The following is a 19,191-nucleotide window of genomic DNA, read 5'->3' on the forward strand; positions in this document are numbered from 1 at the left end:
CGCCGAGGCGCTCGCGTCTGCCTTGGCCACTCAGGTGGAGCGGATCCACCGGGCGCGAGCGAGCCACACCTTCACTTCCTGAACTCCCCGCGAGCGGTGGTGCGCAACCAGGGACCGCCCGCGGGGCGTCTCCCGGCTGCAGTTCATCGGCGGGCTCGTACGGTTGAGCCGGGTTGTCTAGCCAGGGAACTGCGGCACCCAGCTCACCATCTCATCGCCTAGCAACGCCAGCCCCCACCACACGCCCGCGGCGATTGTGATGCCCAGCAGGAGGGCCATCACGACCAGCGAGGCCAGGGCCTGCCAGGAGAACCGGGTGCGGCGCTGGAAGTTCGCCATAGCACGAGCGAAGCAGGCAGACGGGCGGTGGACCAGCCCCCCGCTGGCATCGGTCGTAGAAATCTCGCGTACGGCCGCGCGTGGGGGAGAGCACCGAAAAGTGTGTTGATCTTCGCCGAGGTGTCGCGACACCTGCCGGAACGCGCTGACCTGTAACCCCCTCGCACGGGGCGCCCTCTTCCCTCCGCGAGGGTGCCACGCTGACCAAGCTGCGGAGCATCTTGACGCATGCTTCAGCACAGTTGAGCATCAGAGTCGAACGCACCAACCCCATCGGAAGGCGCAACCATGAGACTCACCCTGCTCGGCACCTCCAGCGGAAAAAGCGGCTGCCCCGCCCTGTACGCCACCGACCGGGGCACGTACGTCGTCCAGGGCAAGCGCGTCACCGATCAGGAAGCGATCGCCGACCTGGTCGGCCTCCAGGACGACGAGTTCTACGTGGAAGTCCCCGCCCACCTCCTCACCTTCGCGCAGAAGCCCGAGTGACTCGATTCGTCGACCGCCCTGAATTCACCGACCTGGTTCTCGGCTTTGAGTACACGGCGTTCCGGCTGGAGGTCCGCGACCGCTACAACGAACCATCCGAGGCCAAGGTCTTGCACCGGTTCCTGAGCAGCGGGCAGTTGGACGACTCCTACATGTCGGACTGGGTCGAGGAGCTTGGCCCCCGACTGGCCGGCGGTCAGCGAATGGACCGGGTCCGGGTGGTGTCCGAACCGCACAGCGACTACACGCGGTTCGGGCTCGCCCTGGCGGCGTACAACACCGCAGCAGGTGAGGACATCAGGTACCTGCCCCGCCGCCATGCGGCCGAAGTTGATCTGCCCGAGCATGACTTCTGGCTGATCGACTCCACTACGCTGCTCATCTTGACGTTCGACGATGACGACGTGCTCCTCGGTGCTGACCTCATCGACGATCCGGCCGTGGTCGTGAAGCACTGCTACTACCGGGACGTGGCCCGCCGCCATGCCCTCCCGTGGATCGAGTACAAGACGCGTGTCGACCTACCAGAAAGCTCGTGAAGCACTCGGCCTGCGCCTGCGTGAGCTGCGGCGAGACGCCCGCCTGACGGGCACCGAACTCGCCGCGGCTCACGGCTGGCACCGCACGAAGATCCCCAAGATCGAGAACGGAAAGCAGACGCCGTCCGACGCCGACCTTGAAGCGTGGGCGGCGTCCTGCGGTGTGCCGGAACAGACTCGCGAGCTGATCGCCGCTCTACGGTCGCTGGAAGGCCAGTACATCGAGTTCCGCAGGATGTTCCGGGCGGGTATGGCCGGGCAACAGCGCGCGTTCGCCGAGGTCGAAACGGCGGCCACCTTCATCCGCAACTTCGAGACCTGCTTCGTCCCGGGTCTGCTGCAGACGCCTGAGTACGCCCGCGAGCGGCTCGCCGAGGCGATCGCCTACGACAGCGCGACAGACGATCTTGACGAAGCCGTCGCCGCACGGATGGCCCGCCAGCAGATCATCTACTCCACCGGTCGACGCTTCCACTTCGTCATCACCGAGTCCGTCCTGAAGCTTCGCCTGTGTCCGGTCGAGGTTCTGGCCGGTCAGCTGGAGAGGCTGGCGGTCGCCTCGACGATGCGGACGATCCGCCTCGGCCTCATCCCCTTCGAGGTCCGCTACCCGGTTGAGCCAGTCCACGGATTCCACATCTTCGATGACCGGCACGTCTCGGTTGAGACTCTCACCGCGGAGCTCACCATCACCCAGGCGAGCGAGGTGAACGCTTACCTGGGCTCGTTCGCCCGGCTCGCCGACGCGGCGGTCTACGGCAGGGAGGCACGGGCGCTGATCGACAGCGCGCTGGATGACCTGGTGCCCGGCAAGTAGCGGAAAGTGCGGCAAGATGCTCGCTCCACACGGGCATCGTCGCGCGGGCGCATCTTGGCGCACTGTCCTTCAAGGTGCATGCCGGTCAGTCCTACCGTCCTGAGCATGGCTTCCTTCTCTGAGCCGCTCCTGTTGACCGACGAGCAGGCCCACGCTCTCCTGCTGCACCTCGGTCACGCGTTTCCGCCTTGGCGGATCTGGCGGGCGAGCGGCATCTGGTACGCGACCGGGCCGTGTCGCCTCCCGGAATGCGTGTGCTCTCGCACCCTGCACGCGCCCGGACCGGCTGATCTGTGCCGTCAGCTCGGCGAGGTGGAGCGGGCAGGGCGGGCGCGGCGCGGGGACGGCGTCTTGTCGAACGAGGTGGCGTTCCTCCTCGGCAAGGGTCAGTTCTCCGACGAGGCCGCGCACTGGGCTGAGCGGCAACTGGAGGCGCTGCGGCAGGAGTTTCCCGGCTGGGACATCACCTGTGTGGCCGACCTGTCCACCCCGGTCTGGTACGCCGTCCTGCGCACCGCGCCGACCGACCGGCAGAAGGCGGCCGGGGTGTTGGCCGAGCTCATGCGGTTCTCCGCCGAGGCGCTCGCGTCTGCCTTGGCCACTCAGGTGGAGCGGATCCACCGGGCGCGAGCGAGCCACACCTTCACTTCCTGAACTCCCCGCAGGCGGTGGTGCGCACACCAGGGGCCGCCTGCGGGGGTTGAGCGCAGCCGGAGCAGCGTCTCAGGGACGGGACTCTGCTGAACAGTCGACCGCGACCGGTGCCCCCGCCTCGACTCGTCCTCCGGGCGGGGGCACCTTCACATTCAGGTATCCACCTCGGATGCCAGAGGCGGTCGTCCTCGCTGCCCCAGCTGGCCAAGGAGTGAACGTCCTGGCGCTCGGTATGCCGTTTCAGCGCACCTCCAGACGAGCACCGGGCCGGGCTTTACCGTGACAGAGCGAGCAGAGGAAGGAGCCCAATGTGATGGCTGATATCAATCTCCGACCCGGGGAAATCCCTCTCGATGACCCTCAGGTCATCAAGGCGATACAGGTTTACGACACCCTTAATTCACGCGAGCAGCGGGAGATATTTAGGTCGGTTTACCGTGCGGCTACTGCTTTCAATCGCACCGGTGATATTGACCACCTGGCCCGGCTCGCGGAAAGTGTGAAAACGATGGTCCTTCTTCACGGGCACCCAGCCGCCCGGCAGGCGATCCTCAACGCACCCACCGAACCCAGCTCCGCCGAGGACCTGAGAGACGTCAACGACCTGGTCAGGCGACTACAGGAGTAGCTATTGCGTAGGCTCCGGATCACTGAGCATACTGAGACGCTCGTTATAAAGTGGAAGACTGGAGCCGCGCCGGAGGACCGGCAATGCGTTGAAAGGCTTCTTAGGGCAATCGAAGACCTGTCCGCAATGAAGGGAAAATTCTACTGGGAAAAACATCCCAGTGACCCGACCATCACGGTCTTCCAGCCCCGCGAGGGGCTTTTCGTATTGGTCCGAATGTGGACTGATGATCCGGCTGGCAATCTAGATCAATTCGATGTTGTCACGATCATGGATGCCAAGGATCTCGGGGACACGTAGATTCTCGCCGCCGCACTGGCCCGTGCTGGATAGCTTGAGGTGCAAGCCCCGGCTCGCTCCCCATCCTGACTAGGACATCCGGTGCGCATCAGCTACGAGACGGCGGCGGCTCCCGGCCAGCCGTACAACGAGGACTACGTCCTCGCGGGCCCCACATGGGTCGCCGTGCTGGATGGGGCGACCGCCCCGGCCGGGGTGGAGTCTGGACGCAAGCACGACGTGCCGTGGCTGGTGGCCCAGTTCGGCAGCGCGCTGGGCCGTCCGCCTGTCCCTCGACGCCGGACAGAGCCGTACTCCGCCGAACCGACCCCCGTTTTCGACGAGATGCGTGGGTTGACTTCATCTACCTTGGACCCGGTCGCCTCCTCCGCACTACTGCTAGTTGTCTCCCTCGCCTCGGTGGACGCCGCCGGCTTTCTCACGCGACTACTGCGCCGACGCCTCGACCCGTTTGGCGAAACCTCGCAGCCCCAGCCACGTGTCCCTGTTTCGGCATGTCCTCAAGTGGATTACAGGACAGCCTATGCAGGTTTTCCTTGCTCTTACCGTAACTGTTCGAACATTTTTTCATCGCTGCCTCAGCCGTAGTCGGATCAGTGAGAAACCCCTTGTTATCAAGGGTGGGGCGCACTTTCATGGCGCGATCGGCTATCGAGCTCGCCTGCGATGACGAAGGGCCCAGGGCTACGAATTATCCAGGTGAATCGGTTGATGTCGTGGAACGCCGTCAACCCACCGTCTGTGCAGAGCGTCCTACGCTCCGCAAACCCCCTCCGCTCCCAGGAGCCCCTCATGAGCCACCAGTACGGACCGCCACAGGGACGACAGCCGCAACCGCCCTACGGCCAGCCACCGCAATACGGGCCACCTCAAGGGCAATACATGCAGCAGCCGCATATGTCGCCTCCGCCAAGTCCGTACTGGTACGTGCCGCCAGTCGTTGCTGCGCCGCCGCGCAACGGAATCGGCTTAGCCGCCATCATCTGTGGCGGCATCGGCGTCCTGTTCGGCCTCGTCGCCATTGGCTTCATCGTCGCCGGTCCGCTGGCACTCGTCGCCATCACGCTAGGCCTCACCGGCATGTCCCGAGCCCGGAAAGGGGCGGCGACGAATGGTGGTGTCGCCACCATCGGCATGCTGCTCGGCATCGTCGCCGCCGCCATGTCCATCTGGGGCGCCAATCGGGTCTTCACCGCCGTAGATGATGCCCGGAACAAGCTTGGCGACGCCCAGCAGCAGATCGAATGCATGGAGGATGCCAAGACTGCCAACGAGATCTTCGCCTGCTCAGGGTAGTCACACCTCGACCCTTTTTGTAGTAGGGGAGGCTGGCCGAACCGTTCGGCGACCGTCGGGGTCAGGAAACTCGCTTTACGACGTCGTTGACATGCCTCTGGCTCTTCGTCTCATCGTGCAGAGATTCTTTGGAGCCGCTGACGCGATCAGACGAGGCGTCGCCTGCGGATGAGGGCGCAGGCGAGGCCGAGGAACGCCTCGAAAAGTCGGCACGTACCTCCCAGCGGATGCACAGACGGCGGAAGGCATGCGGCAGGGCGAAGGCATGTTCCACGATCCGGTGGTGTTCGCCCAAGTCGGAGCCGCGTTCTGTCTTGACCGGAAGACCGACGGGCCGACCGGCCGGGCTTACCCGTCGAGGGCTTCGGTGTAGCGGCGGGCGAGGGTGCGGATGTGGTCGAGGAGTTCTGGTGGGCTGTCGACGCGGAAGTCCATCATCAGCATGCTGAGGTAGATGGCGATGGTCTCCAGGGCGTCGGCGCCGGTGACGAGGACACTGGTGTGGGAGTCGACGGCCTCGACGACGCCGACGGCGGGGTTGATGCGGGCGATCACGGTCTCGGCGGGGGCGAGGACGGTGACGCGAGCGTGCACCTTCCAGCCGGTCTGCGCGACTTCGCGCAGGACGAAGGCGACCAGGTCGTCGTCGGGCAGGGAACGGGGCGCGAAGCGGCGGGACGCGGACCGGACGCCGGTCAGGTCGGCGACGGGCAGCGCCCGCCAGGCGTGCGCGCCGAGGTCGTAGGCGACCAGGAACCAGCGGCGGCGCCAGCTGATCAGACGGTAGGGCTCCACCTCGGTCTCGGTGCCGGCGCGGGTCGCCAGCAGGGTCGCGCCGTCGCGGATCGCGTCCGCGACGACGGTGAGGGTCGCGGCGGGCACCGGGGCGTCGGGCTCGCGGGAGCCGACCGTGGCGGGCCCGACCGCGGTGGCCGACCGCAGGGCGGTCACCTTGCGCTGCAGGCGTTTCGGGAGGATCCGCTGGAGCTTGGCGAGCGCCCGGGTGAGGCTGGCGTCGATGTCGGTGATCCCGGTGGAGCCGTCCTCGGCCAGGCCGACGGCCAGTGCCACGGCCACCGCCTCGTCGTCGTCGAGCAGCAGCGGGGGCATCTTCGGGCCCTGTCCGAGCCGGTATCCGCCCGCCGCGCCGCGCGTGGCGTGCACCGGATAGCCGAGTTCGCGGAGGCGCTGGATGTCCTGCCGCAGGGTGCGTCCGGTGACGCCGAGGCGTTCGGCGAGCTCACGGCCGGTATGGGACCGGTCCTGCAGCAGGGACAGCAGGCGCAGCACTCGAGTCGTCGTCGGAGCCATCGATCTCTTCTCATCCCGAGTGACTATTAGGCACGAAAGTAGCCTAATAGGCCCATAGATTGGTGTCACAGGCACGGAAGAGATCGAAAGGCGAGATCATGAACACCACCACCACCGCCACCGTCACCTCCCTGCAGCCGGTCTGGCGTGAGGTGCTGGCCGTCTCCTACCTGGCGCTGGAGAACAGCGTCGCGGGTGTGCGGGACGGCCAGTGGGACAACGCCACCCCGTGTTCGGACTGGACGGTCACCCAGGTGATTCAGCATGCCGCGGGCGATCAGCTCGCCTACGCGAAGATGTTCGGCATCGGGAACGGCCCGGCCTACGACCCCTTCTCGCCCTCCGGAGCCGTCGACGGCACCGCGGCGGAGCTGGTGAAGGACGCCATCGAGCAGACCGCCGCGGCGTGGGCGACGGTCGCCGACGACACCGAGACCGTTCCGACGCCGCTGCCTCACGGTGACCTGCCCACCCCGGTCGCCGCGGTGATGTGCGCGCTCGACGCCGCCGTGCACGCGTGGGACATCGCGATCGCCACGGGCCGGCCGTCCCCGCTCGACGACGAGCTCGCCGGCCACCTTCTCGCCGCGGCGCGGGGAATCGTCGAACCGCTGCGCCAGTGGGGCGCCTACGCGCCGGTGGTCGAGACCGCCGGTGGTCCCTCCTCCACCCCGGTCGTCGACGACCTGCTCCGCTATCTCGGCCGCACCCCGCGCTGACGATCCGACGACCGATCCTCGAACGCGTCACGGTCCTCGTCTTTCTTCCTCGCTTTCAGGCCGCCGGGTCCGCGCCGAATCGCTGTCACCGCATATCGCGGACCCGGGCCGTCCTTCCGCGATGAGAATCGGCGGAGAAAAGCCTGGACATGGTGACGGGGAAGATTTAAAAACGTAGACAATCGAGGTCGGTTCCGGTCGTGACACACCGAGAGCCTATATATGGTCATAAATGGGCTTTCGTGCCGTTGACCTGCGCTTCCATTGGCTGATAGGGCCGCTGCTTTACGGGGTGCCGAAGATGATTCACAATCCCTGCGAGGGGTCATACGCCGACGCGGTTCGATAGGGGCATCATGCAACTCGGCAGGCGATCTCTGATGGCGGTCCTTCTCACCCTCGGACTTCTCGTCCTGGCGTTACTCATCGCCGCACCGGTGACCGGCCCGGCCGGAGAGACGGCCCTGGCCGCCGTCCCGGCGGGGGACGCCCCGTACGCGGCCGTTCCGGTGTCCGTGACGGCCGGGACGACCCCGGCCTCCTCACCGAGCCCTTCACCGGGTGACCGGGTGCCCCCGTCAAAGCCGGCCGGCCTGAGCGAGCCCTGCCTGTGGGACTTCCGGGGCACCGCGTTCTGCTGGCAGCCGTCGAGCGACAACGTGGCGGTGACGGCGTACGACATCTACCGCGAGACCGCGACGGGTTACACCAAGGTCGGTACGGTCTCTCCCGGTTTCCTGCTTTTCACCGAATCCGGCCTGGTCACCGGGCAGCGCTACACCTACGTCGTGGTGGCCAGGGACGCGGCCGGCAACCTCAGCGCGCCGTCCGACCCGCTGTCCGTCCTCGCCAGGGAAGGTCTCCCCTCGCCGACCCCGACCCCGACCCCGACCCCGACCCCGACCCCGACCCCGACCCCGACCCCGACCCCGACGCTCGGCCCGTCGTGCACGGTGTCGTACCGCGCGACGACATGGGGTTCGGGGCTGACCGCGCAGGTCACCGTGCGCAACACCGGCACGACCGCGATCGACGGCTGGACGCTGACGGTCGACTACCCGACGCCGGCCGTACGCCTCACCTCGGGCTGGTCGGCGGACTGGGCCCAGGCAGGTGCACGGCTCACTGGCACGAGCAAGCACTGGAACAAGGTCATCCCCGTCGGCTCGTCGGTGCAGGCCGGGTTCGTCCTCTCCTCCAGCGGGCCCCCGCCCGTTCCCGTGGGCTTCGGCCTCAACGGAAGGGCCTGCGCCACCGGCTGAGCGCGTCCGGGCGGTGCCGGTGCGGCACCGCCCGAGGCGAAGCCCCGTGCCACCCGGTGCGTCGGACGTCGTCTCCGGCGAAGGCGATATCAGGGTGAACGACGAAACATCATCTACATCGTGGACAAGGTTTTCGGAGTGGAACTTTATGGACGTCTTATGCGTCGTCCAAGGAAAGCGGGGGCGTTGCCACGTTGCCATGGGGAAGGCAGGAGAGCCATAGGGGCGACACGATCGCTCGCCGGGGGCGGGTGTGAGATGGGGGTGGACGACGGGTGTCTCGTCGTCGAGGTGCCGGGACGTCATCCGATCCGGGTGCCGCTCACCGGTGAGGAACGCGCGGTCTGCCTGGCCCTGTACCGCCTTCCCCGCGAGATCGGGGTCGTCTACGGAGTCGCGGTCCTGGACGCGGAGGGGAGGGTCATGCTCGACTCCCCGGGGGCCAGGCCCCGCGGCCTGACGGAGACGTTCGCCGCGGACGCCGGGCTGACCTTCGAGTACCGGCTCTACGCCACCGAGCGGGAGGGGCGCGCCGCCCTTGAGAACCGGGCGCCGCGGTGGCGTACCACGGCGGACGCGGGGCTCCCGGTGCGCGGCGACCGCTCCGACGAGGCGGTGGCCAGGCTCCGGCCGTACGACGAGGTGTCCGGCGAGCTCCGGCCGTACGAGGGGGCGCTGGAGGGCGCGCCCCGCCCGGCGACCACGCTCGGCTGGGACGGCCGGACACTGGTCGCGACGGATCCGGTGGCCGGGCGTTCGCTGCTGCTCGCGCCCGCCTCCCTGTACCACTACCGGTACGAGCGCCGGGTGCTCGTCGCCGGAAGGAAGGAGTCGCGCTCCCTCACCGGGCTGGCCGTGCTCGACGCCGACGGGCTGGTGCTCGCCGACCTGCCCGGCGCGTGGACGGCCCACGAGGTGGCCGCCTTCGCGGCCGGGCGGCAACTTCCCGTGCACGACGCCCTGGTGATGTCGTCGAGGATGGTGCGTACCACGCTGAGCAGGCGGGCCCCCGGCTGGGCGCGCCTCACCGGGCTGGAGGTCCCCCGGCTGTCCAGGACCAAGAGGAACGTCGCGGTCTGCGCGGGGGTGGCCGGGTTGTTCGCGATGGCGTACATCGTCGCGGCGGGTGGCTGGTTCGCGTGGCGGGGGCTGTCCGCGCTGGGCGGGATGCTGCTGGACCTGCTGGACGCCAAGTGGCTGGCGGTCTTCTTCGCCCCCCTGCTCGTCGTCCTGAAGCCCGTGCGGCAGGCGTGGCACACCTGGCGCGTCCGGCGCGGCTCCGCGCTCGGGCCGCCCGGGGGGCCGTACCTCTCCGTCTCGGGCGGCAGGACGCTGAGCGTCCGGCTCGGCCCGCGGATCGTCCCCGATGACATGGAGATCGGGCCGGACCTGGGCTGCGCGGGCGCCCTGACGGCCTACCGTCACGAGAAACTGTCCGGGCTCTTCGTGCTGGACGGCGAGGGAAGGCCCGTCCGCCACCTGCCCGGCCCGTGGCCGCTGGAGGACACGCACCGCTTCGCCGTGCGGCACGGACTCGGTTTCGAGGTCCGGACGCTGTCCCGCGAGGAGTATCTCGACCTCACCGCCCGCGCCCGCGACGCCGTACCCTGACGCGACGGTACGAGGGGCGCGTCCCGATGCCGGATACCTCTGAGCGGGAGGAATCCACCGTGACGGATCGACGCAGGGCAGGGTCGTACGGCACCATTATGTGACGCATGACGGCAATGTCCTCTCCAGTGATCGGCGAAGCCTCCGGCAGCTCGCGGATCGCGGCGGGGTTCTGCCCGGGTGGAGGCCCGATCCTCTCGTGAACGACTTTCCAGAGAACTCGCCGCTGCCACCCGCATACCTCTCACCTCCCCTGAAAGGCCCCCTATGAGCGACATCAACGCACTCCTCGCCCAGCGCGCCGAGCTGGACCGCCAGATCGAGGAACTCCAGTCCGGAGACCTGAAGGAGCGCGAGAACACGCTCAGCGACATCCTCGCGGCCGTCGCCGAGTGGGCCACCGTACGCGGCCACGAGGCACTCAGGAGGGAACTCAAGAACTGGGAGTACGTCACCTTCGCCGGTATCGAGGTCGGCGTCGGTCACGACGGCGGTGAGCGCTGGGGACTGCCGCAGAGCTCGGTCAGCGTGATGGACTCCGTCAGCGGGACCGACGTGGAGTTCGGGACCACGCCCCCTCCGGTCCAGGCCGTCCTCGGCCTGCTGGACGGCCTGCTGGCCACGCGCTGACCCCACCTCGCGTACGCCGGAACCGGGAACGACCTCGACAGCCGTACGCGGGGACCGAAGACGATCTCCATGGCGCGTAAGCCCCCGCTCTCTCCCTTCCTTTCTAGTGGTCGTCCTAGCGGTCGTCGCAACACCCCAGGCCAGACTTCGAGATTCGTGGTGACCGCTCAGCTCAGGGACCCCGGAAGCTGCTCAAGGAGCGAGAGCACTACCTTGCTCTGATGCGGCGGGGCGTGAGCAACCGGCAGGCGTGCCAAATCGTCGGCGTGAACGAGCGGACCGGACGTGAGTGGTTACGCGGCCGACCTGGGGGGCGCAAGAAGAAGGCGCGACTGCCGGCGCGAGATGCACCGGCAGTCGCGGTCCTCGCGGGCAGAGGCAGAACCATCGAGGCCCGAGGCTCCTCTCGGTACGTGGGCGAGGACAAGCGCGTCCACATCGCTGATCGGTCACGGGAGAAGGTGTCGATCCGTGAGATCGCGCGCGAGCTGGGCCGTGGGCCCTCCACGATCAGCCGGGAGATCCGCCGTAACCGGCACCCATCCAACGGGCAGTAACGGCCCCATGCCGCGCGAGCGCGGGCTCGTCGTCCACGTCCCAACGCGAACGGCCCGCCGAGGCCGACGACCGCGTCGTTCCCGGCCGCTGGGAGGGCGATCTCATTATCGGCAGGAACCGGTTGTCCGCGATCGGGACCTTGGTCGAGCGCACTACCCGCTACGTCATGGTGGTCCACCTGCCGACTGACCACAGCGCGATGCCTGCTGGGCACCATGGCCGCACTGCCGGCCCAGCTCAAGTGCTCCCTGACCTGGGTGGGAAACCCCGGCCCAGCGGCTGGCCCGGGCGCTGAGCTTCACATTTTGAATCCAGGGCGGCTGAGTGATCTTTCCGATGCGGCAACGGGCCAGACCGGCCCGGCTTCGCAGGTGATGGTGCGCAGGGCGTCGGCGCGCTCGCCGATGCACTCTGCCGCGTCCGGCGTCCTGTGTCCGGCCCGCCCGGATGGCGTTATGTGACACAGATCACATCTCATAGCGTGAATTCGCGACCGTCGTACGGGCGAAAGCCGACGAACCATTGCGCAAGGACGGGAGCACCATGTGATCGCCGAAGAATCCGGCAGGGCCGACGACGCCGAGTTGATCCGGCGCTCGGAACGCGCCCCCGAGGTCTTCGCCGGCCTCTTCGACCGGCACGCGCCCGCATTGCGGCGCTATGTCGCCCGACGGCTGGGGCCCTCACTGGCCGACGACATCGTCGCCGACACCTTCCTGGCCGCTTTCCGGCGCCGCCACCGCTACGACGCCAGCCACCCCGACGCACGGCCTTGGCTGTATGGCATCGCCGCCCGGCTCATCAGCCGGCATCGGCGGGTGGAGGTCCGCCTCTACCGGGCGCTGGTCCGCAGCGGCGTCGACGAGATCACCGAGGTCTGTACCGAACGCGTCGACGACCGGGTCGCCGCCCAGCAGGCAGGGCTGGCGGCGGCGCTGGCGAAGCTGTCACCCGGCGACCGGGAGGTGCTCCTCCTCGTGGCCTGGGCCGAGATGTCGTACGGCGATGTGGCCCGCGCGCTCAACATCCCGGCCGGAACCGTCGCGTCCCGCCTGCACCGGGCCAGAGTCAAGACGCGCCAGGCGCTCAGCGGATCTACCCCCGCCACTACCCGAGAGGAGTCCTTCGATGGATGATGACCTGCGATCGCTGCGCGAGTGGCGCGCCGAGGTCTCCGAGCCGGGCCAGGAATGGATCATCCCGCAGCGCCGGCGGCTGCTGAAGCGGATGCGGGGGCGCGGGTGGGCACTGAGGCGCCGCCTGCTCGTGGTCGTGGCGCTGGGGGCCGCCGCCGCCGCGTTCGCCGTGGCCAACCTGCGGCCGGAAACGTCCATCCCGGGCCCGGTGAACACGCTGCCGGTCGTTCGACTCGACTCCAGCGTGGTGCTCGCCCACGCCGCCGAGGTGGCGGGCAGGCGCAAAAGCACCCGGGCGCCCCTGCCGACACAGTGGCACTACACCAAGACCCTGGACAAACAGCCGACCTCGGACACGGTCAGGACCAGCGAAGGATGGCTGCGCTACGACGGCAAACAGCGCGCCGGCTTCGGCGAGGACGACGAGCTGGTTGTCCGCGACGTTCCCCTGGATCCGGGCGATGACGACCTGTCGCCGCAGCAGTACGACGCCAAACTCCGCGCCCTGCCGACCGACCCGAGGAAGCTGCTGGCCAAGGTCACAGGTGATCGCCACTGGATCGAGGGGGCACACGAGGAAGGCGTCCCCAAGAGTGCCGAATCCGCCGACGCCCGCGCCTACCGAGTGATCACCCTCTACCTGAGCAGGTACGGCACGATGCCACCACGGCTGGAAGCGGCCATGTTCCACGCCCTGGCGCTCATTCCCGGCGTCCGGATCGAGCAGGGCGTGCGGGACGCCGCGGGCCGCAGCGGTCTGGGTGTCTGGCGGGAGGGAGACTTCGACACGCCCGAACGCCGCTACGACATCCTCGACCCGGTCACCTATCGCTACCTGGGCCGTCAGATGCTCTGGCTGCGCGACGACCTCAGGCCCGGCGACAGCGAGCCCTTCTTCCGCAAAGGCGCGGTGTGGAGCACGGCCCTGCTGTCGTCGGTGATCGTCGACCGTCCCGGCCAGCGAGGCTGACGCTCACCGCACCGACGGGAAGCCCGCGAAACCCGGATTGTGAGCAGCAGGGGTTCCGGTAGTAGTCGCCGAAGACCCATCGGTGCTCTCGCACCGGAGCCTCCACCGGCGAACCCTAAGATCGTCGCGATACATTCCGTGTCGCGACGATCCCTGGAAACCGCCCCCGGAGGACGGGGGTTTCCGCGTCAGAGCTTGCGGAAGGTCCTCGCCTCCTCGGCCGCCGCGAGTACGGCAGGCAGCGAACAGCCGGTGCCCGCCGACACGACGGCCGAGATGGTCCCCTCCACGAACGGCACGTCGGCGATGACCACACGCTCGTCCGCGAAGAGCCGGGCGGTGAGCACCGAGCTTCCCAGGTCGGGGATGAGGATCACCCCGTCTCCCCGGTCCACCTCCTCGATCGCCGCCGCCACCAGGTCGGGGCTGGTCCCGAGGCCGCCGTCCTCGGTGCCGCCCGCGGCGGCGAGCGGGACGTTCGTGCCGCCGATCTGCGCGGCCAGCAACGCCACCTCGGCCGCCAGCGGGCCGCTGTGCGAGATGAGGACGATGCCTACCATGTGGCCGCCGACCTGCCCGTCGACGGCGCGTCCGGGAAGGACCGCGCCCGTCCGGCGGGGGCGACGCTCCCCGCACGACGGGCGGGAGCGGGGACGACGTTCTCCGTACGGAGGATGGGAACGGGGACGCTCCCCGTACGGCGGGCGGGGGCGGGGAGGCGTGTCATCGCGCCGTCACCGTGTGCAGGGCGGTGAGGATGAGCGCGGTGGAGGCGGCGCCGGGGTCCTCGTGGCCCACGCTGCGCGGCCCGAGATAGCTGGCCCGCCCCTTGCGGGCCTGCATCGGGATCGTCGCCTCGGCTCCGGTACGGGCCGCCGACGCCGCGGCGCCGATCGCCTCCGCCGGGTCCTTTCCCTCCTTCGCCGCCTGCTCCAGTGCCCGTACGGCCGGGGCGAGGGCGTCGACCATGGTCTTGTCGCCCTCGGCCGCCGATCCCAGCTTCCGCACCCCGGCGAGGGCGGCCTCCAGGGCGGTGTGGAGTTGCGCGACGGACACCTCGGCGGTGTCGCCCAGCGTCTTGCCCGCCTCGCGGAACGCCGTGCCGTACAGGGGACCCGACGCCCCGCCGACCTTGCGGATCAGGGTGTTGCCCACCAGCACCAGCAGCGACCCCGGGGTGCCGGGTTCTCCGGCGGCCAGCGCCGTGGTGACCGCGGTGAGACCCCGGTCGAGGTTGGCCCCGTGGTCGGCGTCGCCGATCGCGGCGTCCAGGCCGGTCAGCCGCTCCTTCTCGGCGGCGACGGTCCTGGCGGTCTCCTCGATCCAGGCGGTGAAAAGGGCGGTGTCCATCGCGGTGCTCATCTCAGCGTTCATCTCGGCGTCGTCTGCGTAGGTGTTCGGGTCGGTGTTTGGTTCGGTGTTCGTTCGCGCGGGCGGGCGGCCGTGCCGGAGGTCATCAGCGGCCCCAGCGCAGGGCGGGGGTCTCGACGGGGGCGTCCCAGAGCCGGGTGAGCTCCTCGTTCAACCGGCAGACCGTGATCGAGAACCCCTGCATGTCGAGGCTCGTCACGTAGTTGCCGACGAGGTTCCGCGCCGCCCGCGCCCCCTTCTCCGCCAGGTGCTCCGCGACGGCCGCGTAGGCGACGTACAGCTCGATCAGCGGTGTGCCGCCCATGCCGTTCAGCATGACGAGGGTGTCGCCGGAGATCGGCAGGTCCTCGTGGATCGCGTCCATCGCCAGGTGGACCAGTTCGCGGGCCGGGCGCATGGCCGAGCGCGTCCGGCCGGGCTCGCCGTGGATGCCGATGCCCAGCTCGGTCTCGGTGTCGGCGAGGTCGAAGGTGGGCCTGCCCGCCGCGGGTGTGGTGCAGGGGCTCAGCGCGACCCCGAAGGAGCGGCTGCGGGCGTTGACCTCCCTGGCCACCCGCGCGACCTCGGCCAGCGGCGCGCCGGTCTCGGCCATCGCCCCGGCGATCTTCTCGACGAACAGCGTGGCGCCGGTGCCCCTGCGTCCCGCCGTGTAGAGGGAGTCGCGTACGGCCACGTCGTCGTCGACCAGCACGCTCTCCACCCGTACCCCCTCCTCGCCGCTCAGTTCGGCGGCCATCTGGAAGTTCAGCACGTCGCCCGTGTAGTTCTTCACGATGTGCAGGACCCCCGCCCCGCCGTCCACCGCCGAGGTGGCCTCGATCATCTGGTCGGGTACGGGGGAGGTGAAGATCTCACCGGCACAGGCCGCGTCGAGCATGCCGTACCCCACGAACCCGGCGTGCAGCGGCTCGTGCCCCGACCCGCCGCCGGACACCAGGCCCACCTTGCCCGGCCGCGGCCCCGAGGCCCGGAACACGATCTGGTTGTCCACGTCCACCCGCAGCCCGGGATGCGCCGCCGCGACGCCGCGCAGCGCATCGGGAACGACCGACTCGACATCGTTGATGAGCTTTTTCACAGTTTCCAAACTCGTCCTGTTCGCGGGTGATGGCAAGCACCGGCCGTGGAAGCCGTCCCGGGTCCGGCCGAGGCCGGTGGTGGTGGCGGCGGAGGTGGCGGTGTAGGAGGATCTGCCCAGTTCTTATCCCAGCTGGAGGCGTCATGTCGGTGTTGCGGAACCTGGTGGAGAGCATCCGGAACGGCGGGATCGAGGTGATCGACCTGACGGCGCCGCTGTCGCCGGAGACGCCGATCCTGCGGCTGCCGGAGCCGTTCGGCAACACCGTGCCGTTCACGCTCAGGGAGATCAGCCGCTACGACGACCGCGGCCCCGCGTGGTACTGGAACGACATCGTGACCGGTGAGCACACCGGCACCCATTTCGACGCGCCCGTTCACTGGGTCACCGGCAGGGACGGCGAGGACGTCTCGCAGGTGCCGGTCGAGCGGCTGATCGCCTCGGCCGTGGTCCTCGATCTCACCGCCGAGGCGGCCGAGGACCCCGACTTCCTGCTGGAGATCGCGCACGTCAGGGCGTGGGAGGAGGCCAACGGGCCGTTGCCGGAGGGCGGCTGGCTGCTCTACCGCACCGGCTGGGACGCCCGCTCCCACGACCAGGAGCGTTTCCTGAACGCGAACGAGACGGGCCCGCACACGCCCGGCGTCTCGGTCGAGTGCGCCCGGTGGCTGGCCGGGGAGACCTCGATCGCCGGGCTGGGCGTGGAGACCGTGGGCACCGACGCGGGCGCCGCGCACGGCTTCGACCCCGCCTTCCCGTGTCACTCGTTCCTGCTGGGCGCGGGCAAGTACGGCCTGACCCAGCTGCGCAACCTCGACCGGCTCCCGGTGACCGGCGCCGTGCTCGTCGCGCCGCCGCTGCCCATCGCCGGGGGCTCGGGTAGCCCGCTGCGGGTGCTGGCCCTGGTCGAGAGGTGAACGTCGCCGAGGTCGTGGGGCGGACCCTCGCCTCACTCGGCGTGGACACCGCCTTCGGGGTGGTGGGCAGCGGTAACTTCCACGTGACCAACGCCCTGGTCGCGTACGGCGTGCGCTACGTCGCCGCGCGCCACGAGGGCGGCGCGGCGACCATGGCCGACGCCTACGCCCGTCTCGGCGGCGGCGTCGCCGTGCTCAGCGTCCACCAGGGGCCGGGGCTCACCAACGCGATGACCGGCATCGCCGAGGCCGCCAAGAGCCGTACCCCGCTCGTCGTGCTGGCCGGAGAGGTGACCGAGCCCCGCTCGAACTTCTTCGTCGACCAGACCGCGCTGGCGGAGGCGGTGGGTGCGGTCCCGCTGCGGATCGGGTCGGCGGAGACCGCCGCCGCCGACACGGCCGAGGCGTTCCGCACCGCTCGCGACGGACGTCGTACGGTCCTGCTCAACCTTCCGCTGGAGGTGCAGGGCCTGGCCGTCCCTGAGGTGAGCCGGGAGGTTCCGGACCTGCCGGGTGTTCCGTCGCCGGAACCCGGGGCCGGGGAGGTGGCCCGGCTGGTGGAGATCCTCGCGGCGGCACGCCGTCCCGTCTTCGTGGCGGGGCGGGGCGCGCGCGGGGCCCGGCGCGAGGTCGAGGAGCTCGCCGAACGGACCGGGGCGCTGCTGGCGACCTCCGCCGTGGCCAGGGGACTCTTCCGGGGCAGTCCGTGGGACCTGGACGTGAGCGGCGGCTTCGCCTCGCCGCTCACGGTCGAGCTCGTCCGCGACGCCGACGTGCTCGTGGGCTGGGGCTGCGCCCTCAACATGTGGACCATGCGCCACGGCACGCTGATCGGCCGTGACACCACCGTCGTCCAGGTCGATCTGGACGTCTCCGCGCTCGGTGTCCACCGGCCCGTCCACCTCGGTGTGACCGGCGACGTCGCCCGTACCGCGCTGGCCGCCACCCGCCTGCTCAATGGGAGCGAGAGGGGCACCGGTTACCGCTCGGCGGAGCTGGCCGCGCGGATCGCCGGAGAGAACCGCTGGCGGGACGTCCCCTACACCGACGAGGGCGGCGACGGCAGGATCGATCCCCGGACGCTGACGATCGAGCTGGACGACCTGCTCCCCGCGGAACGCGTCGTCTCCATCGACTCCGGAAATTTCATGGGATATCCGTCGATGTTCCTTGATGTCCCTGACGAGGGGGGTTTCTGCTTCACGCAGGCGTTCCAGTCGATCGGCCTCGGCCTGGCCACCGCGATCGGCGCGGCCCTGGCCAGGCCGGACCGGCTCCCGGTGGCCGCGCTGGGCGACGGGGGCGCCCTGATGGGCGTCGCCGAGCTGGAGACGGTCGTACGGCTCGGCCTTCCGATGGTGATCGTCGTGTACGACGACGACGGCTACGGCGCCGAGGTGCACCACTTCGGCCCGGACGGGCACCCCCTGGACACCGTGACCTTCCCGCCCGCCGACATCGCCGCGATCGCCCGGGGCTTCGGCTGCGAGGCGGTCACCGTACGGGACCGGGCGGATCTCGGCGCGGTGGCCCGGTGGCTGGAGGGGTCCCGCGACCGGCCCCTGCTGGTCCACGCCAGGGTCAGCCGGGGGCGGGGGGCGTGGTGGCTGGAGGAGGCGTTCCGGGGGCACTGAGATTCCGGCCACGGGAGGGCGCCCGGGGGAGGATCGGGAGGTCGGGGCGAGGGGAGAGCTGAGGTACGGTTCAGCCATGGCTGAGATCGTGTACCCCCCGGTCATCGGGGCGGCGTTGACCGTGTTCCGCGCGCTGGACCTCAAGATCAGCGTCGAGGGGGCCGAGCACATCCCGCGGACCGGCGGAGCCGTGCTGGTCAGCAACCACATCAGCTATCTCGACTTCATCTTCGCCGGATGGGCCGCGCGCCCGGCCGGGCGCCTGGTGCGTTTCATGGCGAAGAAGGAGGTCTTCGACCACCGGATCTCGGGGCCGCTGATGCGCGGCATGCACCACATCCCGGTCGACCGCGCGGCCGGGGCCGCCGCGTTCGGCGCGGCGCTGAAGTCGCTCAGGGCCGGAGAGGTCGTCGGCGTGTTCGCCGAGGCCACGATCAGCCGGTCCTTCACGATCAAGGAGATCAAGAACGGCGCGGTCCGGATGGCCGTCGCCGCCAAGGTGCCGATGATCCCGGTCTCCCTGTGGGGCACCCAGCGGCTGTGGACCAAGGGCCACCCCAAGAAACTGCTGCAGCGGCACGTGCCGATCACGATCCAGGTCGGCGAGCCCATGCACCCCCAGCGCGGCGACGACTACGACGCCGTCACCGCCGACCTGCGCGAGCGCATGGCCGAGATGCTCGACAAGGCACAGCGGAGCTACCCGGAGATCCCGCAGGGCGTCTGGTGGCAGCCTCGCCACCTCGGTGGCACCGCGCCCACTCCCGAGGAGGCCGCCAAGCTGGACGCCGCCGAGGCCGAGGCCAGGACGACCAAGGGCATCTCATGACGAACCACCCGAGGTTCTGACCTCTTCGAGGCGCGGAGCTTAACCGTCCACCTCTTCGAGGCGCGGGGCATGAGCGTCTGCCCCTCCGAGGTGGGGAGCGTGG

Annotated in this window: 22 protein-coding genes and 1 pseudogene; 18 read left to right on the forward strand and 5 right to left on the reverse strand. The window is 69.5% G+C overall.

Translation table 11 applies throughout. From position 1 onward, the window contains the following. Positions 1-177 precede the first annotated feature (177 nt). Positions 178-339, reverse strand: a complete 162-nt coding sequence (locus ACW9TB_RS36140; protein WP_472752618.1) for a hypothetical protein — start codon at positions 337-339, stop codon at positions 178-180. 288 nt (positions 340-627) lie between these two features. On the opposite strand from ACW9TB_RS36140, the gene ACW9TB_RS36145 reads away from it, so the two are divergent. The 7 genes from ACW9TB_RS36145 to ACW9TB_RS36175 all read left to right on the forward strand — a co-directional run bounded on the left by ACW9TB_RS36145 (position 628) and on the right by ACW9TB_RS36175 (position 5,062). Then, positions 628-828 (forward strand): hypothetical protein, encoded by a 201-nt coding sequence (locus ACW9TB_RS36145; protein ID WP_344915132.1) that lies wholly within the window; start codon positions 628-630, stop codon positions 826-828. Continuing rightward, entirely contained in the window at positions 825-1,367 is a 543-nt protein-coding gene (locus tag ACW9TB_RS36150) for a DUF6879 family protein (protein WP_472752619.1), read from the forward strand. The genes ACW9TB_RS36145 and ACW9TB_RS36150 overlap by 4 nt, the downstream gene beginning before the upstream one ends. Then, positions 1,342-2,184: a helix-turn-helix domain-containing protein gene (locus ACW9TB_RS36155; RefSeq protein WP_472752620.1), complete on the forward strand. Its 843-nt coding sequence runs from the start codon at positions 1,342-1,344 to the stop codon at positions 2,182-2,184. Before ACW9TB_RS36150 ends, ACW9TB_RS36155 begins: the two co-directional genes overlap by 26 nt. Before the next feature lie 105 nt (positions 2,185-2,289). After that, positions 2,290-2,838, forward strand: a complete 549-nt coding sequence (locus ACW9TB_RS36160) for a hypothetical protein (RefSeq protein ID WP_472752621.1) — start codon at positions 2,290-2,292, stop codon at positions 2,836-2,838. 313 nt (positions 2,839-3,151) lie between these two features. Next, positions 3,152-3,466 carry a hypothetical protein gene (locus tag ACW9TB_RS36165; protein WP_472752622.1) on the forward strand — a complete coding sequence of 105 codons (315 nt, stop codon included), beginning with the start codon at positions 3,152-3,154 and terminating at the stop codon, positions 3,464-3,466. 3 nt (positions 3,467-3,469) lie between these two features. Next, positions 3,470-3,766, forward strand: coding sequence for a hypothetical protein (locus ACW9TB_RS36170; protein ID WP_472752623.1), 297 nt, complete (start codon positions 3,470-3,472; stop codon positions 3,764-3,766). 792 nt (positions 3,767-4,558) lie between these two features. Then, positions 4,559-5,062 (forward strand): DUF4190 domain-containing protein, encoded by a 504-nt coding sequence (locus tag ACW9TB_RS36175; protein WP_472752624.1) that lies wholly within the window; start codon positions 4,559-4,561, stop codon positions 5,060-5,062. 348 nt (positions 5,063-5,410) lie between these two features. Here ACW9TB_RS36175 and ACW9TB_RS36180 read toward each other — a convergent pair whose 3' ends face one another. After that, the gene (locus tag ACW9TB_RS36180; RefSeq protein ID WP_472752625.1) at positions 5,411-6,373 is read right to left on the reverse strand and encodes a helix-turn-helix transcriptional regulator; all 963 of its coding nucleotides are present in this window, start codon (positions 6,371-6,373) and stop codon (positions 5,411-5,413) included. Positions 6,374-6,471: 98 nt separating this feature from the next. Between ACW9TB_RS36180 and ACW9TB_RS36185 the strand changes: the two genes are divergently transcribed. The 8 genes and pseudogenes from ACW9TB_RS36185 (at position 6,472) to ACW9TB_RS36220 (ending at position 13,259) form a co-directional block, all read left to right on the forward strand. Next, positions 6,472-7,092 (forward strand): TIGR03086 family metal-binding protein, encoded by a 621-nt coding sequence (locus ACW9TB_RS36185; RefSeq protein ID WP_472752626.1) that lies wholly within the window; start codon positions 6,472-6,474, stop codon positions 7,090-7,092. A gap of 380 nt (positions 7,093-7,472) precedes the next feature. After that, positions 7,473-8,354 carry a cellulose binding domain-containing protein gene (locus tag ACW9TB_RS36190; RefSeq protein ID WP_472752627.1) on the forward strand — a complete coding sequence of 294 codons (882 nt, stop codon included), beginning with the start codon at positions 7,473-7,475 and terminating at the stop codon, positions 8,352-8,354. Positions 8,355-8,612: 258 nt separating this feature from the next. Beyond that, positions 8,613-9,965 carry a hypothetical protein gene (locus ACW9TB_RS36195; RefSeq protein WP_472752628.1) on the forward strand — a complete coding sequence of 451 codons (1,353 nt, stop codon included), beginning with the start codon at positions 8,613-8,615 and terminating at the stop codon, positions 9,963-9,965. 267 nt (positions 9,966-10,232) lie between these two features. Further along, positions 10,233-10,595, forward strand: coding sequence for a hypothetical protein (locus tag ACW9TB_RS36200; protein WP_472752629.1), 363 nt, complete (start codon positions 10,233-10,235; stop codon positions 10,593-10,595). Positions 10,596-10,816: 221 nt separating this feature from the next. Next, positions 10,817-11,152, forward strand: a complete 336-nt coding sequence (locus tag ACW9TB_RS36205; RefSeq protein ID WP_472752630.1) for a helix-turn-helix domain-containing protein — start codon at positions 10,817-10,819, stop codon at positions 11,150-11,152. Between the two features lie 47 nt (positions 11,153-11,199). After that, positions 11,200-11,352: pseudogene (locus tag ACW9TB_RS36210) on the forward strand (IS30 family transposase); the annotation flags it as partial. Positions 11,353-11,698: 346 nt separating this feature from the next. After that, positions 11,699-12,289: an RNA polymerase sigma factor gene (locus tag ACW9TB_RS36215; RefSeq protein ID WP_472752631.1), complete on the forward strand. Its 591-nt coding sequence runs from the start codon at positions 11,699-11,701 to the stop codon at positions 12,287-12,289. Then, entirely contained in the window at positions 12,282-13,259 is a 978-nt protein-coding gene (locus tag ACW9TB_RS36220) for a CU044_5270 family protein (protein WP_472752632.1), read from the forward strand. The genes ACW9TB_RS36215 and ACW9TB_RS36220 overlap by 8 nt, the downstream gene beginning before the upstream one ends. A gap of 188 nt (positions 13,260-13,447) precedes the next feature. Here the strand turns inward: ACW9TB_RS36220 and ACW9TB_RS36225 are convergent, their stop codons facing one another. The 3 genes from ACW9TB_RS36225 to dhaK all read right to left on the reverse strand — a co-directional run bounded on the left by ACW9TB_RS36225 (position 13,448) and on the right by dhaK (position 15,708). Further along, positions 13,448-13,819 (reverse strand): PTS-dependent dihydroxyacetone kinase phosphotransferase subunit DhaM, encoded by a 372-nt coding sequence (locus ACW9TB_RS36225; protein ID WP_472752633.1) that lies wholly within the window; start codon positions 13,817-13,819, stop codon positions 13,448-13,450. A 163-nt stretch (positions 13,820-13,982) separates the two neighbouring features. Further along, positions 13,983-14,633 carry a dihydroxyacetone kinase subunit DhaL gene (gene dhaL, locus ACW9TB_RS36230; protein ID WP_472752634.1) on the reverse strand — a complete coding sequence of 217 codons (651 nt, stop codon included), beginning with the start codon at positions 14,631-14,633 and terminating at the stop codon, positions 13,983-13,985. A gap of 82 nt (positions 14,634-14,715) precedes the next feature. Next, positions 14,716-15,708: a dihydroxyacetone kinase subunit DhaK gene (dhaK, locus tag ACW9TB_RS36235; RefSeq protein WP_472752635.1), complete on the reverse strand. Its 993-nt coding sequence runs from the start codon at positions 15,706-15,708 to the stop codon at positions 14,716-14,718. 143 nt (positions 15,709-15,851) lie between these two features. On the opposite strand from dhaK, the gene ACW9TB_RS36240 reads away from it, so the two are divergent. The 3 genes from ACW9TB_RS36240 (at position 15,852) to ACW9TB_RS36250 (ending at position 19,088) form a co-directional block, all read left to right on the forward strand. Next, on the forward strand, positions 15,852-16,625 hold the full coding sequence (locus tag ACW9TB_RS36240; protein ID WP_472752636.1) for a cyclase family protein: 774 nt from the start codon (positions 15,852-15,854) through the stop codon (positions 16,623-16,625). After that, positions 16,622-18,259, forward strand: coding sequence for a thiamine pyrophosphate-binding protein (locus ACW9TB_RS36245; protein ID WP_472752637.1), 1,638 nt, complete (start codon positions 16,622-16,624; stop codon positions 18,257-18,259). Before ACW9TB_RS36240 ends, ACW9TB_RS36245 begins: the two co-directional genes overlap by 4 nt. Before the next feature lie 76 nt (positions 18,260-18,335). Beyond that, positions 18,336-19,088: a lysophospholipid acyltransferase family protein gene (locus ACW9TB_RS36250; RefSeq protein ID WP_472752638.1), complete on the forward strand. Its 753-nt coding sequence runs from the start codon at positions 18,336-18,338 to the stop codon at positions 19,086-19,088. Positions 19,089-19,191 lie beyond the last annotated feature (103 nt).

Source organism: Streptosporangium sp. H13245 (assembly GCF_055690525.1).

Bases quoted from the DNA above. Each gene is read 5' to 3' on its own strand.
- ACW9TB_RS36140 (WP_472752618.1), bottom strand. From the start codon at position 339: ATGGCGAACTTCCAGCGCCGCACCCGGTTCTCCTGGCAGGCCCTGGCC.
- ACW9TB_RS36250 (WP_472752638.1), top strand. From the start codon at position 18,336: ATGGCTGAGATCGTGTACCCCCCGGTCATCGGGGCGGCGTTGACCGTG.
- ACW9TB_RS36175 (WP_472752624.1), top strand. From the start codon at position 4,559: ATGAGCCACCAGTACGGACCGCCACAGGGACGACAGCCGCAACCGCCC.
- ACW9TB_RS36190 (WP_472752627.1), top strand. From the start codon at position 7,473: ATGGCGGTCCTTCTCACCCTCGGACTTCTCGTCCTGGCGTTACTCATC.
- ACW9TB_RS36185 (WP_472752626.1), top strand. From the start codon at position 6,472: ATGAACACCACCACCACCGCCACCGTCACCTCCCTGCAGCCGGTCTGG.
- ACW9TB_RS36240 (WP_472752636.1), top strand. From the start codon at position 15,852: ATGTCGGTGTTGCGGAACCTGGTGGAGAGCATCCGGAACGGCGGGATC.
- ACW9TB_RS36165 (WP_472752622.1), top strand. From the start codon at position 3,152: ATGGCTGATATCAATCTCCGACCCGGGGAAATCCCTCTCGATGACCCT.
- ACW9TB_RS36200 (WP_472752629.1), top strand. From the start codon at position 10,233: ATGAGCGACATCAACGCACTCCTCGCCCAGCGCGCCGAGCTGGACCGC.
- ACW9TB_RS36180 (WP_472752625.1), bottom strand. From the start codon at position 6,373: ATGGCTCCGACGACGACTCGAGTGCTGCGCCTGCTGTCCCTGCTGCAG.
- ACW9TB_RS36145 (WP_344915132.1), top strand. From the start codon at position 628: ATGAGACTCACCCTGCTCGGCACCTCCAGCGGAAAAAGCGGCTGCCCC.
- dhaL (WP_472752634.1), bottom strand. From the start codon at position 14,633: ATGAACGCTGAGATGAGCACCGCGATGGACACCGCCCTTTTCACCGCC.
- ACW9TB_RS36160 (WP_472752621.1), top strand. From the start codon at position 2,290: ATGGCTTCCTTCTCTGAGCCGCTCCTGTTGACCGACGAGCAGGCCCAC.
- ACW9TB_RS36220 (WP_472752632.1), top strand. From the start codon at position 12,282: ATGGATGATGACCTGCGATCGCTGCGCGAGTGGCGCGCCGAGGTCTCC.
- ACW9TB_RS36205 (WP_472752630.1), top strand. From the start codon at position 10,817: ATGCGGCGGGGCGTGAGCAACCGGCAGGCGTGCCAAATCGTCGGCGTG.
- ACW9TB_RS36195 (WP_472752628.1), top strand. From the start codon at position 8,613: ATGGGGGTGGACGACGGGTGTCTCGTCGTCGAGGTGCCGGGACGTCAT.
- ACW9TB_RS36225 (WP_472752633.1), bottom strand. From the start codon at position 13,819: ATGGTAGGCATCGTCCTCATCTCGCACAGCGGCCCGCTGGCGGCCGAG.